The following is a 15,835-nucleotide window of genomic DNA, read 5'->3' as shown; positions in this document are numbered from 1 at the left end:
ATCGGCGCCGCCGCAATCTGCCCCCTCGTCCAGCCAACGTGGCTAGGCCGAACGAGTTGCGGCACGCACATGTGTGCGCGGTGAAGATCGTGTACGTGAGGTGAATGCGCGTGTCAAGGGGTGGCCGGAAGCAGGCCCCTCTTGACGCTGATACCCTGGTAGCCCGTGAGCCGGTGGTCATCGAACCCCCGAACCGCAGCGACGGCGCCTCCCTCCGAGCGGAGAAGCAAGCACGGAGCGGACGCCGGTACGCACCCCAGACCGCGACGCACGGGAGCCCCCTCTTGGCCATGCCACCCACATCCACGACGACCAAGCACATCTTCGTCACCGGGGGCGTCGCCTCCTCGCTCGGCAAGGGCCTGACGGCCTCGAGCCTGGGTGCGCTCCTCAAGGCCCGGGGCCTTCGGGTCACGATGCAGAAGCTCGACCCGTATCTGAACGTCGATCCGGGCACGATGAACCCCTTCCAGCACGGTGAGGTGTTCGTCACCAACGACGGCGCCGAGACCGACCTGGACATCGGGCACTACGAGCGCTTCCTGGACGTCGACCTCGACGGCTCGGCCAACGTGACCACCGGCCAGGTCTACTCGCAGGTCATCGCCAAGGAGCGGCGCGGCGAGTACCTCGGTGACACCGTGCAGGTCATCCCGCACATCACCAACGAGATCAAGCACCGCATCCGCCGCATGGCCACCGACGACGTCGACGTCGTCATCACGGAGGTCGGCGGCACGGTCGGCGACATCGAGTCGCTGCCCTTCCTGGAGACCGTGCGCCAGGTCCGCCACGAGGTCGGCCGCGACAACGTCTTCGTCGTGCACATCTCGCTGCTGCCCTACATCGGCCCCTCCGGCGAGCTGAAGACCAAGCCGACCCAGCACTCGGTCGCCGCCCTGCGCAACATCGGCATCCAGCCGGACGCCATCGTGCTGCGCGCCGACCGCGACGTGCCGACCGCCATCAAGCGCAAGATCTCGCTGATGTGCGACGTCGACGAGGCCGCCGTCGTGGCCGCGATCGACGCCAAGTCGATCTACGACATCCCGAAGGTCCTGCACACCGAGGGCCTGGACGCCTACGTCGTGCGCAAGCTCGACCTGCCGTTCCGCGACGTGGACTGGTCGACCTGGGACGACCTGCTCGACCGCGTCCACAACCCCGACCACGAGGTCACGGTCGCGCTCGTCGGCAAGTACATCGACCTGCCCGACGCCTACCTCTCCATCACCGAGGCGATGCGCGCCGGCGGCTTCGCCAACCGGGCGCGCGTCAAGGTCAAGTGGGTCACCTCGGACGACTGCAAGACCCCGGCGGGCGCCAAGAAGCAGCTCGGCGACGTCGACGCGGTCCTGATCCCCGGCGGCTTCGGCGACCGCGGCGTCTCCGGCAAGGTCGGCGCGATCCAGTACGCCCGCGAGAACAAGATCCCGCTGCTCGGCATCTGCCTGGGCCTGCAGTGCATCGTGATCGAGGCCGCCCGCAACCTCGCGGACATCCCGGACGCCAACTCCACCGAGTTCGACGCCGCCACCGCTCACCCGGTCATCTCCACGATGGCCGAGCAGCTCGACATCGTCGCCGGTGAGGGCGACATGGGCGGCACGATGCGCCTGGGCATGTACCCGGCCAAGCTCGCCGAGGGCTCCATCGTGCGCGAGGTGTACGACGGCAAGGAGTACGTCGAGGAGCGCCACCGCCACCGCTACGAGGTGAACAACGCCTACCGCGCGGACCTGGAGAAGAACGCGGGCATCCAGTTCTCCGGCACCTCGCCGGACGGCAAGCTCGTCGAGTACGTCGAGTACCCGCGCGAGGTCCACCCGTACCTGGTCGCCACGCAGGCGCACCCGGAGCTGCGCTCGCGCCCGACGCGTCCGCACCCGCTCTTCGCTGGCCTGGTCAAGGCCGCGGTGGAGCGCAAGACGGGCAAGTAACACAAGAGCGATACGGTTGCCGGGGTACGGCCCTTCGGGGCGCGTGCCCCGGCTTTCGTATGGACGTGTGGAAGGGCAGGACGACATGACGATCAAGGACACCGCGGAGGAGTGGCGGATCACGGCGACGGCCACGCCGTTCGTCGGGAACAAGACCTCCGTGCGCACCGACGACGTCGTCATGCCCGACGGATCGGTCTCCCGCCGCGACTACCAGGTCCACCCCGGCTCCGTCGCCGTCCTGGCCCTCGACGAGTCCGGCCGCGTCGTCCTGGTGCGCCAGTACCGCCACCCGGTGCGCCACAAGCTCTGGGAGATCCCCGCGGGCCTCCTCGACGTGCCCGGCGAGAACCCGCTGCACGCCGCCCAGCGCGAGCTCTACGAGGAAGCGCACATCAAGGCCGAGGACTGGCGGGTCCTCACCGACGTCTACACCACGCCCGGCGGCTGCGACGAGGCCGTGCGCGTCTTCCTCGCCCGTGATCTGTCCGAGGCCGAGGGCGAGCGCTTCGAGGTCGAGGAGGAGGAGGCCGACATGGAGATCGCGCGTGTCCCCCTCGACGACCTCGTCCGCGGCGTCCTGGCCGGTGAGCTGCACAACAACTGCCTGGTCGTGGGCGTCATGTCGCTCACGGCCGTGCTGCGCGGCGAGGGCCTGGACGCGCTGCGCCCGGCCGACGCGCCCTGGCCCGCGCGGCCCTTCGAGGTGTGACGGCCGCACCGCCCGGCTCCGGCGGCGCGCCCCCCCCGGCGCCCGCGGGACACCCCGTGCGGTGTGACCATCCCCTGATCCGATCGGGCGACTTCCGCGCGCCGTGGCACCGGGGTGGCACCAGGGCCTGAACTAGGCTCTGCAAGCGTCCCGCCCGGAGTTCCGGCGGGCTCGTGCGCAGGCGGACGGGAGCGTTACCCGTGACGGATCAGGCGGTCGACACGGACGGTGCGGCGCGGGGTGCCGTGCCGCCGCCCACGAGCGCGGCGGCCGGTGCCGACGGGGCCCGGTTCGTGGGCCGCCACCGGGAGTTGAAGGAACTCCGCGCCGACATCGACCGCGCCGGGCTCGACACCCTCTCGGGCCGCAAGGCCCCCCGCGCCCGCGTCCTGCTCATCGCGGGCCGCCCCGGCTCGGGCCGCACCGCCCTCGCCGAGGAACTGGCCCGCCAGCTCGCCGACGCCTACCCCGACGGCATCCTGCGCGCCCGCCTCTGCGACCCCGACGGCACCCCCGTACCCACCGAGCGCACCGCCCGCGAACTCCTCGACGCGCTCGCCGTGCCCGCCCCCGCCGGCGCGGGCGAGGACGACCTGACCGCGACGCTGCGCGCGGCCCTCGCCGACCGCCGGGCGCTGCTGCTCCTGGACGACGTCGCGGAGACCGCCGCCCCGCCCCCCGCCAAGGGCGCCGACGGGAGCGGCGCCGACGACGCCGAGGCCGTGGACGCCGGCGGAGCCGCACAGGTCGACCCGCTGCTCCCGGACACCCCCGACTGCCTGGTCGTCGCCGTGTCCGGCGGCCCCCTGACCGGCATCCCCGACGTGCGGCCCTGCACCCTCGGCGGCCTGGACACCAAGGCCGCGCTCGACCTGCTCACCCGCAGCGCGGGCTCGGTGCGCATCACCGTCGACCCGCGCTCCGCCGAGAGCCTCGTCGAGGCCTGCGGCGGCCACCCGGCGGCCCTCGTGATCGCCGGGGGCTGGCTCGCCGCCCGGCCCAAGGCGGCCGTCGCCGACCTCGCCAAGCAGCTGCGCGAGCTCCCCGAGGACGGCACGGCCGACTCCGGCCTCGCCCGCGTCTTCCGGCAGGCCTACGCCGGACTCCCCGGCCCCGCCGCGCGGATACTGCGCCTGCTGTGCCTCGCCCCCGCCGGGTACGTCGACCCGCACACCGCGTCCGCGCTCGCGGGCTGTTCGGTGAACGCGGCGCGTGCGACGCTCGACGACTTCGTCGCACTCGGCCTGCTGCGCACCGTGGACTCGCCCCTGCCGCAGTACGACGTGCCGGGCTGTCTGGTGCCGCTGCTCCGGGAACTGATGGAGGCGCAGGACCGGCCCGGGGAGGTGCAGTTGGCGCGCGCCCGGATGCTGGAGCGGACCGTGCGGCTGCTCCAGTCCTGCCGTGCGATCACCGAGCCCGGCGACTCGGCCGCGCGCAAGAAGCTCGCCGGACTGCCCCGCGCCCTGCGCTTCCCGAACCCGCGCGCGGCCGCCGACTGGCTGCGCATCCGCAGGCCCGCGCTGCTCGCCGCGGCCCGGCTCGCGGTCGCGGACGGCGAGCTCGACACGCTCGCGCGGCGGCTGATGTCGGCCCTGACCCGGGCGCTCGCCGCGCACTGGGGCACCGAGGCCGCGGCCGCCGACCTGTACGGCATCCACCAGCTCGTCCTCGACGTGGCCGAGCGCCGCGACCTGCCGCGCGAGCAGGCGGCCGCGCTGCTCAACCTCGCGGACCTGGACGCGCACACCGGCCGTACGCACGAGGCCCTGGCCCGCTACCGCGCCGCCCTCGACTGCGCCCGGGCGGCGGGCGACCCGTACGCGACCGGGCGCGCGATGGAATCCGTGGGCGGCGCCTACCAGGAGCTGGGGGACTACCCCCGGGCCGCCGACTGGTACGGCAGGGCCCTCGCCGAGCGCCAGGCCCGGGACGAGCGGGCCGACGCCGCCCGGCTGCACGGCCGCATCGCCACCGCCCACACCTACGCGGGCCGCTACGGCGAGGCCCTGCGCAACTGGCGCTCGGCCGTCGCGGGCCACCGCAGGACCGGGGACCTCCCGGCCCGGGCGCGGGCCCTCGGCGAGCTGGCGCGGGTCCAGGAGTACGCGGGGCGGCCCGAGGACTGCCTGCGCACCTGCCAGGAGGCGATCGACCTGGCCCGGCAGGCGGAGGACACCCGGCTGCTCGCGGCGCTGCAGCTGCGGCTCGCGGACACCCTGGACCGGCTCGGCGACCCGGCCGCGGCCCGGCTGCACCGCGCGGCCGCCGAGCGCATGCTGGGAAGTGAGCTGCGCGGTGAGTCCGCCGAGGTCGGGAGCCCTGCCCCGGTGGATGGAGCCCCGGCCTCCGCCTACGAAATCCGTAGTGCATCCGGTCGAGATTGATGCTTTGAAAGGCTAGACAGCGAGAACTCCTTCATTAGAATGGCTCCGCCGCGTGTCTACGTGGTGTCTTCCGATGCGCTCATGTGCGTACCGGTATGTAACGCTTTGCCCTGAATCCCCCTGAGCCAAGGACCGTGATCGACGTGAAGGTCGGCATCCCCCGCGAGGTCAAGAACAACGAGTTCCGGGTGGCCATCACCCCCGCCGGCGTGCACGAGCTGGTGCGCCATGGCCACCAGGTCGTCATCGAGCGCAACGCCGGTGTCGGCTCGTCGATCACGGACGACGAGTACGTCTCCGCGGGCGCCGAGATCCTCGAGACCGCCGACGAGGTCTGGGCCTCGGCCGACCTGCTCCTGAAGGTCAAGGAGCCGATCGCGGAGGAGTACCACCGCCTCCGCAAGGACCAGACGCTCTTCACCTACCTGCACCTGGCCGCCTCCAAGGAGTGCACGGACGCGCTCCTGGAGTCGGGCACCACGGCCATCGCGTACGAGACGGTGGAGCTGCCCAGCCGCGCCCTGCCGCTGCTCGCCCCGATGTCCGAGGTGGCGGGCCGGCTCGCCCCGCAGGTCGGCGCCTACCACCTGATGCGCGCGGTCGGCGGCCGTGGCGTGCTGCCCGGCGGCGTCCCGGGCGTGGCGGCGGGCAAGGCCGTCGTCATCGGCGGTGGCGTCTCCGGCTGGAACGCCGCGCAGATCGCCATCGGCATGGGCTTCCACGTCACCCTGCTCGACCGTGACATCAACAAGCTCAAGGAAGCCGACAAGGTCTTCGGCACGAAGATCCAGACCGTCGTCTCCAACGCCTTCGAGCTGGAGAAGGCCTGCCTGGAGGCCGACCTCGTCATCGGCGCCGTCCTCATCCCGGGCGCCAAGGCCCCCAAGCTCGTCACCAACGAGCTGGTCTCGCGCATGAAGCCCGGAAGTGTTCTTGTCGACATCGCGATCGACCAGGGCGGCTGCTTCGAGGACTCGCGCCCGACCACGCACGCCGAGCCGACCTTCCCGGTGCACAACTCGGTCTTCTACTGCGTGGCCAACATGCCCGGCGCGGTGCCCAACACCTCCACGTACGCGCTGACCAACGCGACGATGCCGTACATCGTCTCGCTGGCCAACAACGGCTGGGTCGAGGCCCTGCGCCGCGACCCGGCGCTGGCCCTCGGTCTCAACACGCATGACGGCAAGGTCGTTTACAAGGAGGTCGCCGAGGCCCACGGCTACGAGCACCTGGAGCTCGCCTCCCTGCTCGGCTGATCTCGGCGAACGTCAACAAAAGTCGTCAATCTCACGCCAGCGGCCGGACCTTGTGAGGGGTCCGGCCGCCGCCGGTTCGGCGCGAACACGGTCAACTCGCCGTGAAACTTACCCTTTAACCGTTTCGCGCACCCCGGAATCGTGCCGACGAAGCGGCATACGCCCTTGACACCGGGGTGTTCCGTTGCCGACACATCGGGCCGGGTCCGGCGGATTGTGTTGCTGCGGAGCGGTGACACGCCATAGAGTCGCCAACCGTCGGCATGGTGCCACGCTGACCTATCTAGAAATTTCCTGGTCACCAAGGAGGTAAGACGACTTGTGAATGAGTCGACATTTGCTCCCGGGGGTGGTCAACCAGGAATGGCTGGACGGGGCCAGGGTCCCGTCGGGCTCGAGGCTGTCGGCTCCGTCGCTGTCCACACCTTCGAAGCCCGCCAGAGTCCGACACCGTCAGCACCCCAGAGCATGGATGGCCAACACGTGAACGCCATGGCCGGCGACCGGAGTGGCGACAACACCACCCCTACCCCCCTCGCCGACTACGAGGAACTGCCCCAGGGTCATTTCTACGACCCCGACGCGGAGTACGAGCCCGACCCCGAGTACGCGGCCACGCTCGCCCCCGACGCCGCGCGTCAGCGCCGCGAGCGCATCGGCCCGACCGGGCGTCCGCTGCCGTACTTCCCGATCCCGGGACCCCTGACCGACCACGGCCCCGCGAAGATCATCGCGATGTGCAACCAGAAGGGCGGCGTCGGCAAGACCACGTCGACCATCAACCTGGGTGCCGCGCTCGCGGAGTACGGACGCCGGGTCCTGCTCGTCGACTTCGACCCGCAGGGCGCGCTCTCGGTCGGCCTCGGCGTGAACCCGATGGAGCTCGACCTCACGGTCTACAACCTGCTCATGGAGCGGGGCATGTCCGCCGACGAGGTGCTCCTGAAGACCGCGGTCCCCAACATGGACCTGCTGCCGAGCAACATCGACCTGTCCGCCGCCGAGGTGCAGCTCGTCAGCGAGGTCGCGCGCGAGTCCACGCTGCAGCGCGCCCTGAAGCCGCTCATGGCCGACTACGACTACATCGTGATCGACTGTCAGCCCTCGCTCGGTCTGCTCACGGTCAACGCGCTGACCGCGGCGCACAAGGTCATCGTCCCGCTGGAGTGCGAGTTCTTCGCGCTGCGCGGTGTGGCGCTGCTCACCGAGACCATCGAGAAGGTCCAGGAGCGGCTCAACCCCGACCTGGAGCTCGACGGCATCCTCGCGACGATGTACGACTCGCGCACGGTGCACAGCCGCGAGGTCCTCGCGCGCGTGGTCGAGGCGTTCGACGACCACGTCTACCACACGGTGATCGGCCGGACGGTGCGCTTCCCGGAGACCACGGTCGCCGGTGAGCCGATCACGACGTACGCCTCGAACTCGGTCGGTGCGGCCGCCTACCGCCAGCTCGCCAGGGAGGTGCTCGCCCGGTGTCACGCCGAGTGAGTCTGCCCGGGGCCGACGAACTGTTCCGTACGACCGGGGGCATGGCGCTGCAGGCCTCGACGCCGCGGCGGCAGACGAATGGCGAGGCGAGGGTGCCCGCGCCCGCGGGCGAGAGCGACGAGGCCGCCGCGGAGGAGTCGCACGCCTCCGCCGCCGCCCAGGGTGACGGCGAGTCCGCCGAGCACCCCGCGGGCGAGGCGGAGCCGGGCAGCGGCGCACGCGGCGACGACGCCGCGCAGGGGCGCCACCCGGCGCAGGAAGGTTCTGGCAGCTCCGGCACGGGCAAGAACGCGGCCTCCACGGCCACCCAGACGCGCAAGCGCGGCCGGGCCGCCAACCGGCGCCCCAGCGGGCGCGAGCGGCACGACGAGAAGATCACCGTGTACGTCTCCGCCGAGGAACTGATGGACCTGGAGCACGCGCGGCTCGTCCTGCGCGGGGAGCACGGGCTCGCGGTGGACCGCGGGCGCATCGTGCGCGAGGCCGTCGCCGTCGTCCTCGCCGACCTGGAATCGCGGGGGGACGCGAGCATCCTCGTACGACGGCTGCGCGGGCGGTAGCGGTACCTTTCCGCGTAATGTCCACCACCTCGACGAGCAGCACGTCCGCACCGCCGCCCGCCCGCCGACGCGCCCTGGGCCGAGGGCCGGGGACGGAGGCCGTCCCGAGCCCGCCCCCTGCCGAGACCGGGAGCGAGCCCCCGCGCCCGCAGGACGGGCCCGCCGAGGCCCCGCAGGTCGGGCCCGCCGAGGTCCCGGCGGACCCCGCGCCCGACGACGGGCGGTTCACGGTCCGGCTCGCCAACTTCGAGGGCCCCTTCGACCTGCTGCTCCAGCTCATCGCCAAGCACAAGCTGGACGTCACCGAGGTCGCGCTCTCCAAGGTGACCGACGAGTTCATGGCGCACATCCGGGCCATGGGGCCGGACTGGGACCTGGACCAGACGACCGAGTTCCTGGTGGTCGCCGCCACCCTGCTCGATCTGAAGGCCGCGCGGCTGCTGCCCGCCGCCGAGGTCGAGGACGAGGCCGACCTGGCCCTGCTCGAAGCGCGCGACCTGCTGTTCGCGCGGCTGCTCCAGTACCGCGCGTACAAGCAGATCGCCGACATCTTCAGCGGCCGCCTCGACGACGAGGCGCGCCGCTACCCGCGGACCGTCGGGCTCGAACCGCACCACGCCGAGCTGCTGCCCGACGTCGTCATCAGCATCGGCGCCGAGGGGTTCGCCAAGCTCGCCGTCAAGGCGATGCAGCCCAGGGCCGAGCCGCAGGTGTACGTCGACCACATCCACGCGCCGCTGGTCTCCGTGCGGGAACAGGCCGCCGTGGTCGTGGCCCGGCTGCGGGAGCGCGGCGAGGCCAGCTTCCGGGGCCTGATCGAGGAGCTGGGGCCCGACGACACCCTGACCGTCGTCGCGCGCTTCCTGGCGCTCCTGGAGCTGTACCGGGAGAAGGCCGTCGCCCTGGAGCAGGAGGACGCCCTCGGCGAGCTGGTGGTGCGCTGGACGGGCGGGGACGGCGACGGCGAGCCGACCGTGACCGATGAGTTCGACCGGGCCCCCGAGCCGGATCAGGAGAAGCCGTGAGCATCGAGAGCCCCGCGGGGGAGCTGCGGGCCGAGGTCGTGGACCTGGAGCTGAGGCCCGCCCTGGAGGCCGTCCTCATGGTCGTCGACGAGCCCGCCACCGAGGAGCACCTGGCGAAGGTCCTCCAGCGGCCCCGGCGGGCCGTCGCGGACGCGCTGCGCGAGCTCGCCGACGAGTACACCGCCCAGGGCCGAGGGTTCGAGCTGCGCCTGGTGGCGGGGGGCTGGCGGTACTACACGCGCCCCGCGTACGCGCCCGCGGTCGAGGGCTTCGTCCTGGACGGGCAGCACGCCCGGCTCACCCAGGCGGCCCTGGAGACGCTCGCCGTGGTCGCCTACCGCCAGCCGGTCAGCCGCTCCCGGGTCTCCGCGGTGCGCGGAGTGAACTGCGACGGGGTCATGCGCACCCTGCTCCAGCGGGGTCTGGTGGCGGAGGCGGGCGCGGAACCCGAAACAGGTGCGATCCTGTACAGGACGACGAACTACTTCCTGGAGCGGATGGGCCTGCGCGGCCTGGACGAGCTCCCGGAGCTCGCGCCCTTCCTCCCGGAGGCGGAGGCGATCGAGGCCGAGACGCAGGAGGGACTTCCGTCGTTCGATCCGGACGCGCCCGACGCCCCGGACGAGAAGACGCAGACGACCTAAGACGGAACTTTGATGCGAAGCAGCAGCGGCAGGAACAGCAGCGGAAACAACGGCGGGAGCCGTGGTGGCAACAGCGGCGGCCGCGGCAACAGTGGCGGCCGCCCCGGCGGTGGCGGCCGGGGCAACAGCGGCGGTCGCCCCACCGGCGGCGGCCGCGGCAGCAGCGGTGGCGGTGGCCGCGGCGACCACCGGGGTGCCGGTGGCGGTCGCGACGACCGGCAGGGCAGCGGCCGCCCCAGCAAGCCCCGCCCCGAGGAGCGCCGCTACGACGTGGGCCCGGGCGCCTCGCAGGACGGCCCGAAGTCGGGCCGCGGCGCCTCGGCGCGCGGCGGCGCCAAGGGCGGCCCCAAGCGCGGCCAGGACCAGCGCGGCGGCGGCCGCGGCCGCCCGGCCCCCGCGTACTCGCGCGAGTACGAGACGCGCGCCGAGGAGCGCAACCGCGAGCGGTACGCGGGCAAGAAGGACGTGAAGCTCCCCAAGACCTTCCCGGGCGCCGAGCAGGAGGGCGAGCGCCTGCAGAAGATCCTGGCCCGCGCGGGCTACGGCTCCCGGCGCGCCTGCGAGGAGCTGATCGAGCAGGCCCGGGTCGAGGTCAACGGCGAGATCGTCCTGGAGCAGGGCCTCCGGGTCGAGCCGGACAAGGACGAGATCAAGGTCGACGGCCTGACCGTGGCCACGCAGTCGTACCAGTTCTTCGCGCTGAACAAGCCCGCCGGTGTCGTCTCCACCATGGAGGACAACGAGGGGCGCCAGTGCCTGGGCGACTACACGAACAACCGCGAGACGCGGCTGTTCCACGTGGGGCGGCTCGACACCGAGACCGAGGGCGTCATCCTGCTCACCAACCACGGTGAGCTGGCCCACCGCCTGACCCACCCCAAGTACGGCGTGAAGAAGGTCTACCTCGCGCACATCGTCGGCCCGATCCCGCGCGACCTGGGCAAGCAGCTCAAGGACGGCATCCAGCTGGAGGACGGGTACGCGCGCGCGGACCACTTCCGCGTCGTCGAGCAGACCGGCAAGAACTACCTGGTCGAGGTCACCCTGCACGAGGGCCGCAAGCACATCGTGCGCCGCATGCTCGCCGAGGCCGGGTTCCCCGTCGACAAGCTGGTGCGGGTCGCCTTCGGCCCGATCACGCTCGGCGACCAGAAGTCGGGCTGGCTGCGCCGCCTGTCCAACACCGAGGTCGGCATGCTGATGAAGGAAGTCGACCTCTAGACCGCCCACCGGACGCCACGACGGCCGCCCACGCCTCCCCGCGCGGGCGGCCGTCGCCGTATGCCGCCGTCGCGGGGGAGGCGCGGGCGGAGTCAGCCCTGCCGGGTGCGCACACCGCGTACGACGCCCTGCACGACCTGGTCGTCCGCGTACGCCTGGAGGGCTGACGCCCGGCGGGCGCGGTACAGGAAGTCCTCGACGCGGCGGTGGTCCGGCTCCGGGGGAAGCGGGGTGCGGGCCGTCGCCGCGTCGCACTCCGCCGCGAGGCGGGCCATCCGGGACTCCACCTCGGGCCAGGACACTTCGCCGCGCTTGACCGCGAGCAGGGGCTCGCGCAGGTCGCCCACGTCGACCGTCAGCTCGCCGGTGCGCAGCAGGTCGCGGCAGCTCGCCAGGAGCCGCAGCAGATGCATGGCGTGCTTCCAGCGCGGGGCACCGCTGGTGCGGACGTCCGCGTCGAGCTTCTTGCGCTGGCTGAGGGCGTAGGCGGCGAAGGTCTCGTGCGCCCGGTGCGACAGGAACGCCCCGCGCAGCGCCAGCAGCTCGCGGCCGGTGTCCGTGACGTGCTCGACGAGGGGGGAGTGCAGGCACTCCAGGATGTTCGGGTTGGCGCGCAGCGCGAGGGCGCAGAAGCGTTCGAGCTCCCAGCTGAACTGCTCGTCCGCCGGTCCTTCCACGTGCGTGGGCGGCTTCTCGAAGCGCCAGTACAGCGGGGTCGGCGCGAGGAACACGCCCCTGCGGTCGGTGTCGCTGTCGTCCGTGGCCAGGCCGAAGGCGCGCGACCCCATGACGCAGGCGTAGACGGTGTGGTCGCGGACCAGGTCCTGGGGGTTGTCCATCTCCGGAGCGTACGCGGTTGGTCAGGTGAGCCTGATCGCGTTTCCCGTGACGTCGATGGAGCGTGGGGCCAGTGGGCGCGGGGCCGGGCCGTCCGCCACCGAGGCGTCCGCCACCCGGTACTTGCTGCCGTGGCACGGGCAGTTGATCGTGCCGCCGGACACGTCGCGGACCGTGCAGCCCTGGTGCGTGCAGACCGCGGAGAAGGCCTTGAAGTCCCCCTCCTCGGGCTGGGTGACCACCACCTTCTCCTTCTCGAAGACCTTGCCGCCGCCGACCGGGATCTCCGACTTCTCGGCCAGGGGCGGCGCCTTGGACGGCCGCGCGCCGGAGGTCCCGGAGGACGGGGGCGTGGACTCCGGGGGGTCCGGCTCCGCGCCCTCGTCGCCGTACTTGTCGCACGCGGTCAGGGCCGCGGCCGCGCCCGCCAGCAGGGCCGTGCGCCGCGTGGTGCCCGGCGCGGGCCCGCCGCCGCTCACGTCGTCACCCCGACCGTACGGAAGAACCACAGCGCCGACGTCACCCACACCAGGGTGAGCACCGCGAAGACCAGGCCGCCCACCAGCGGCAGGAGCCAGCCGGGCAGCCGGGCCGAGCGGAGCAGCAGCATCTTGGCGCTGAACGCGCCGAAGAAGAAGCAGCCGAGGAAGGAGTGCCACAGCACGCGCGTGGAGTACGTCTGGTAGCCGAGCGCGTAGAGGCAGTGCACCGCGACGGGCACGGCCACCAGGAACGCGATCCGGCCCGACCAGCGGTGCAGCGCCGCCGACCAGGAGGGCCCGGGCAGCTTCCCGTAGACCATGAGGGCCGAGCCGACCTGGACCAGCGCGAAGCCGAACGCGGTGGTGGCGAGCCAGGACTTCACGGCGCTGGTGGAGCTGAAGCCCGCGAGGTTGAACGCGGTGCCCTCGGGGTCGTGGGCCTTGCCGTACGCCCCCAGGCCCACGGCGACGGCCGCCGCGACCACGGCGGGCACCAGATAGCGGGCGGGATGCTCACGGCGCGGGCCCGCGGGGAACCCGGCTCCTTGGGTGGGGGCGTTGGGGTCGACGCTCACGGAACCTCCCGGGGCGGGCGCGGATGGGTGCGGCGGGGTGCTCAGGGCACGACGGGCCGGGCGGTGAGGCGGCCGCCGCCGGGCAGCCGGACGGCACCGGTGGCGGGGTCGAGGCGGGGGGCCTCGGCGGGCTTCCCGTCGCGGCTGAGGATGCCGACCTGGCTGCCGTCGGGCTGCACGATCCAGCCGCCGTCCAGGCGCTCGCCGCGCACCTCGGCCCGCGCGCGGTACAGCCCCGCGGGCTGCTTCTCGGCCCGGGGGGCAGTGAAGGGCCGGGGCCCGCCGCGGACGTCGGCCGTGCCGCGGACCGTGTCGCCCTTGACGCGGCCTTCGAGCTTCGCGCCGCCCTTGCCGGTCAGGCGCAGCGAGCCGTCGTCCTCGACGTCGCCCTTCAGCCAGGACTCCGTGGTCCTGCCGTCGCAGAAGTACGCCGTGGCCCTGCCGTCGCGCAGGGTGATCGCCACGGAGGCGGTGTCGTCGTCCGTGCGGCCCGTGTACTTGCCGTCGGCCGGCGGCCGCGGCTTCTTCGAGGGGGACGGCTTCGCCGAAGGGCTCGCGCTCGCGGTGGGCGGCGGCGCGGGTTTCGCCGCGCCGGACGAGGAGTCGCCGTACGACGAACTTCCCGACCCCGTGGTCGCGTTGAGCGTCAGCATGAACAGGGCGAGCAGCAGCCCCCCGAGCAGCGTGAACAAAGGTCCTGAGCGCTTCATGCGTCCCCCCGAGGCGCGCGGCCTGCCCTTCCATGCAAGCCGACCCGCGCCCCGGCGTCCAGGGGCGCACGGAGGCTGTGCGCCCGTGCTGCGGAGGGGTTCCGCGCCGGTCGCTCCGAGTGGCGGGGCGCGGCGGTCCGGGTGACATTGGCAGGGTCCGGGGCCCCTGGCCCGCGGGGCGGGGCCCGGCCATCGAAGCGAAAGGCACGACCATGGCGGGTAACGATCTGGGCGGCCTCCTGGGCGGTCTCCTCGGAGGCGGCCAGCAGGGCACAGGCCAGTCCGGCGGCGGCGCCAACGTCCTCGGCGCCCTGCTCGGCGCGCTGATGAGCAAGGGCGGCGGCGGGAACAACCCGCTGGGCGGCCTCCTCGACGGGCTGACCAAGGCCGGGCTCGCCGACCAGGCGCAGTCGTGGGTCGGCTCCGGCGAGAACCAGCCGGTGTCCGGCGCGCAGGTCAAGGAGGCCCTGCCCGACGACACGCTCCAGCAGGTGGCCCAGGACGCCGGGGTCTCGCCCGAGCAGGCCGCCGACGAGATCGCGCAGCAGCTGCCGCAGGTCGTCGACAAGCTGACCCCGAGCGGACAGGTGCCGAGCGGCTCCCTGGAGGACATCATCAGGCAGCAGCAGCTCTGAGGCCCCCGCGGCCGGTGTGCGGCGTCCGTCTCGGCAGCCGGGCGCCGCACACCCGTGTCACGGGCGGTGACTAGGCTGTACGTGCATCACGACCCGATCGGCCCGGCCCGGTCACCCATGACCCGATGTACAGCAGCACGGAAAACTACGGGGACATCGCCCAGTGAGAACAGCCCTCGTCATCGGCACCGGCCTGATCGGCACCTCCGCCGCCCTGGCCCTGGCCCGCCGCGGCGTCGCCGTCCACCTCGCCGACCACGACACCGAGCAGGCCCGTACGGCCGCCGCGCTCGGCGCCGGGACCGCGGCGGAGCCCGAGGGCCCCGTCGACCTGTGCGTGGTCGCGGTGCCGCCCGCGCACGTCGCCGCCACCCTCGCCGACGCCATGCGCCGGGGCCGCGCCCGCGGCTATCTGGACGTGGCGAGCGTCAAGGGCGGCCCGCGCCGCGAGCTGGAGTCGCTCGGCCTCGACCTGACGCCGTACATCGGCACGCACCCCATGTCGGGGCGCGAGCGCAGCGGCCCCCTGGCCGCGTCCGCCGACCTCTTCGAGGGCCGCCCCTGGGTGCTCACGCCCACCCGGGACACCGACACCGAGGTGCTGAACCTCGCCCTGGAGCTGGTCGCCCAGTGCCGGGCCGTGCCCGTCGTCATGGACGCCGACGCCCACGACCGGGCCGTCGCCCTCGTCTCGCACATGCCGCACCTGGTCTCCAGCATGGTCGCGGCCCGCCTGGAGAACGCCGAGGAGTCGGCGGTCCGGCTGTGCGGCCAGGGCATCCGCGACGTCACGCGCATCGCCGCGTCCGACCCGCGGATGTGGATCGACATCCTCTCCGCCAATCCGGGCCCGGTCGCCGACCTGCTCGCGGACGTCGCCGCCGACCTCCAGGAGACCGTCGCCGCGCTGCGGGGCCTGGCCTCGGCCGACGAGGACAAGCGGCACGAAGGCGCCGCGGGCGTCGCGGGCGTGCTGCGGCGCGGCAACGCGGGCCAGGCCCGGGTGCCCGGCAAGCACGGCTCCGCCCCGTCCGCGTACGAGGTCGTGGCGGTGCTCATCAACGACCAGCCCGGACAGCTGGCCCGCATCTTCGCCGACGCCGAGCGCGCCGGGGTCAACGTCGAGGACGTCCGCATCGAGCACGCCACCGGCCAGCAGGCCGGTCTGGTCCAGCTCATGGTGGAGCCCGCGGCGGCGGCCCCGCTGGCCGCGGCGCTGCGGGAGCGCGGCTGGTCGCTGCGGCCGTAGCGCACGGGAGCGGCGGCGGGCGGGTGGCCAGGCGAGGGCCGGGGCGGGAGCCAGTAACCTTGTGCGGGGCGTCGTAGGCGTCCCCCACCCGACCCGCGCCCCGAGAAA

At 73.1% G+C, this 15,835-nt stretch carries 15 protein-coding genes; 11 read left to right on the top strand and 4 right to left on the bottom strand.

Annotated elements, in window-relative coordinates:
• Positions 1 to 290 precede the first annotated feature (290 nt).
• From MQV74_RS10430 to MQV74_RS10390, 9 genes are all read left to right on the top strand, one after another.
• A complete protein-coding gene (locus MQV74_RS10430; protein ID WP_138958892.1) occupies positions 291 to 1,940 on the top strand; it encodes a CTP synthase in 1,650 nt (549 codons plus the stop codon).
• A gap of 85 nt (positions 1,941 to 2,025) precedes the next feature.
• Entirely contained in the window at positions 2,026 to 2,652 is a 627-nt protein-coding gene (locus MQV74_RS10425; protein WP_242716133.1) for an NUDIX domain-containing protein, read from the top strand.
• A 200-nt stretch (positions 2,653 to 2,852) separates the two neighbouring features.
• A complete protein-coding gene (locus tag MQV74_RS10420; protein ID WP_374120605.1) occupies positions 2,853 to 5,039 on the top strand; it encodes a tetratricopeptide repeat protein in 2,187 nt (728 codons plus the stop codon).
• A gap of 134 nt (positions 5,040 to 5,173) precedes the next feature.
• Positions 5,174 to 6,298 (top strand): alanine dehydrogenase, encoded by a 1,125-nt coding sequence (gene ald, locus MQV74_RS10415; RefSeq protein WP_242716131.1) that lies wholly within the window; start codon positions 5,174 to 5,176, stop codon positions 6,296 to 6,298.
• 363 nt (positions 6,299 to 6,661) lie between these two features.
• Positions 6,662 to 7,789, top strand: coding sequence for a ParA family protein (locus MQV74_RS10410; RefSeq protein ID WP_242716129.1), 1,128 nt, complete (start codon positions 6,662 to 6,664; stop codon positions 7,787 to 7,789).
• Positions 7,774 to 8,349: a hypothetical protein gene (locus tag MQV74_RS10405; protein ID WP_242716127.1), complete on the top strand. Its 576-nt coding sequence runs from the start codon at positions 7,774 to 7,776 to the stop codon at positions 8,347 to 8,349. Before MQV74_RS10410 ends, MQV74_RS10405 begins: the two co-directional genes overlap by 16 nt.
• Before the next feature lie 17 nt (positions 8,350 to 8,366).
• Positions 8,367 to 9,374 (top strand): segregation and condensation protein A, encoded by a 1,008-nt coding sequence (locus MQV74_RS10400; RefSeq protein ID WP_242716125.1) that lies wholly within the window; start codon positions 8,367 to 8,369, stop codon positions 9,372 to 9,374.
• A 2-nt stretch (positions 9,375 to 9,376) separates the two neighbouring features.
• Positions 9,377 to 10,018, top strand: coding sequence for an SMC-Scp complex subunit ScpB (gene scpB / locus MQV74_RS10395; RefSeq protein ID WP_374120774.1), 642 nt, complete (start codon positions 9,377 to 9,379; stop codon positions 10,016 to 10,018).
• A gap of 12 nt (positions 10,019 to 10,030) precedes the next feature.
• A complete protein-coding gene (locus MQV74_RS10390; RefSeq protein WP_242716121.1) occupies positions 10,031 to 11,239 on the top strand; it encodes a pseudouridine synthase in 1,209 nt (402 codons plus the stop codon).
• 92 nt (positions 11,240 to 11,331) lie between these two features.
• On the opposite strand, the gene MQV74_RS10385 is transcribed toward MQV74_RS10390, so the two are convergent.
• From MQV74_RS10385 to MQV74_RS10370, 4 genes are read right to left on the bottom strand one after another with little or no spacing between them, the layout of a single operon-like run.
• Complete coding sequence (locus tag MQV74_RS10385; protein WP_242716119.1) at positions 11,332 to 12,078, bottom strand: nucleotidyltransferase domain-containing protein; 747 nt, start codon at positions 12,076 to 12,078, stop codon at positions 11,332 to 11,334.
• 21 nt (positions 12,079 to 12,099) lie between these two features.
• Positions 12,100 to 12,555, bottom strand: a complete 456-nt coding sequence (locus MQV74_RS10380) for a Rieske (2Fe-2S) protein (RefSeq protein WP_242716117.1) — start codon at positions 12,553 to 12,555, stop codon at positions 12,100 to 12,102.
• Positions 12,552 to 13,133, bottom strand: a complete 582-nt coding sequence (locus MQV74_RS10375) for a DUF6529 family protein (protein WP_242716114.1) — start codon at positions 13,131 to 13,133, stop codon at positions 12,552 to 12,554. Before MQV74_RS10375 ends, MQV74_RS10380 begins: the two co-directional genes overlap by 4 nt.
• A gap of 41 nt (positions 13,134 to 13,174) precedes the next feature.
• Entirely contained in the window at positions 13,175 to 13,843 is a 669-nt protein-coding gene (locus MQV74_RS10370) for a hypothetical protein (protein ID WP_242716112.1), read from the bottom strand.
• 212 nt (positions 13,844 to 14,055) lie between these two features.
• On the opposite strand from MQV74_RS10370, the gene MQV74_RS10365 reads away from it, so the two are divergent.
• Positions 14,056 to 14,478 (top strand): YidB family protein, encoded by a 423-nt coding sequence (locus MQV74_RS10365; protein WP_242716110.1) that lies wholly within the window; start codon positions 14,056 to 14,058, stop codon positions 14,476 to 14,478.
• Between the two features lie 163 nt (positions 14,479 to 14,641).
• Positions 14,642 to 15,727 carry a prephenate dehydrogenase gene (locus tag MQV74_RS10360; protein WP_242716108.1) on the top strand — a complete coding sequence of 362 codons (1,086 nt, stop codon included), beginning with the start codon at positions 14,642 to 14,644 and terminating at the stop codon, positions 15,725 to 15,727.
• Positions 15,728 to 15,835 lie beyond the last annotated feature (108 nt).

It is taken from the genome of Streptomyces sp. AN091965 (assembly GCF_022698285.1).
Taxonomy (GTDB): domain Bacteria; phylum Actinomycetota; class Actinomycetes; order Streptomycetales; family Streptomycetaceae; genus Streptomyces.
Note: the sequence above shows the minus strand (reverse complement) of the source record. Positions and strands in the feature narration are given on the sequence as shown.